The organism is Streptomyces sp. NPDC029151, from assembly GCF_055564315.1.
On the sequence record NZ_JBVHWQ010000029.1, the window covers coordinates 1 to 1,204 of the forward strand.

The window sequence follows — 1,204 nt, forward strand, 5'->3', positions numbered from 1 at the left end:
TCGGAGGAAGGTGGGGACGACGTCAAGTCATCATGCCCCTTATGTCTTGGGCTGCACACGTGCTACAATGGCCGGTACAAAGAGCTGCGATACCGCGAGGTGGAGCGAATCTCAAAAAGCCGGTCTCAGTTCGGATTGGGGTCTGCAACTCGACCCCATGAAGTCGGAGTCGCTAGTAATCGCAGATCAGCATTGCTGCGGTGAATACGTTCCCGGGCCTTGTACACACCGCCCGTCACGTCACGAAAGTCGGTAACACCCGAAGCCGGTGGCCCAACCCCTTGTGGGAGGGAGCTGTCGAAGGTGGGACTGGCGATTGGGACGAAGTCGTAACAAGGTAGCCGTACCGGAAGGTGCGGCTGGATCACCTCCTTTCTAAGGAGCACTTCTTACCGGGTTCGCCCGGTCAGAGGCCAGCATGCGAGCGAACGTCTCGCACTGGTTGCTCATGGGTGGAACGTTGACTACTCGGCCGGATTCTCGGGTCGGAGGCTGCTAGTACTGCTCGCAAGAGCGTGGAACGCATGATCTCCGGACGGGGCCTGGCCGGGCACGCTGTTGGGTGTCTGAGGGAATGATCCCTCGACAGCCGGAGTCCGAGTAGTTGGCGGACGACTGGTCGTTGTTTGAGAACTGCACAGTGAACGCGAGCATCTGTGGCCAAGTTTTTAAGGGCGCACGGTGGATGCCTTGGCACCAGGAACCGATGAAGGACGTGGGAGGCCACGATAGTCCCCGGGGAGTCGTCAACCAGGCTTTGATCCGGGGGTTTCCGAATGGGGAAACCCGGCAGTCGTCATGGGCTGTCACCCGCTGCTGAACACATAGGCAGTGTGGAGGGAACGCGGGGAAGTGAAACATCTCAGTACCCGCAGGAAGAGAAAACAACCGTGATTCCGGGAGTAGTGGCGAGCGAAACCGGATGAGGCCAAACCGTATGCGTGTGAGACCCGGCAGGGGTTGCGCATGCGGGGTTGTGGGATCTCTCTTCTGTCGTCTGCCGGCGGCAGGACGAGTCAGAAACCGTTGATGTAGGCGAAGGACATGCGAAAGGTCCGGCGTAGAGGGTAAGACCCCCGTAGTCGAAACGTCAGCGGCTCGTTTGAGAGACACCCAAGTAGCACGGGGCCCGAGAAATCCCGTGTGAATCTGGCGGGACCACCCGCTAAGCCTAAATATTCCCTGGTGACCGATAGCGGATAGT

The 1,204-nt window shown here is 59.2% G+C and carries 2 rRNA genes; both read left to right on the forward strand.

Annotated features, from left to right (window positions below):
* Positions 1 to 375: ribosomal RNA gene (locus ACZ4VF_RS37960) — 16S ribosomal RNA — on the forward strand; the annotation flags it as partial.
* A gap of 283 nt (positions 376 to 658) precedes the next feature.
* Positions 659 to 1,204: ribosomal RNA gene (locus ACZ4VF_RS37965) — 23S ribosomal RNA — on the forward strand; the annotation flags it as partial.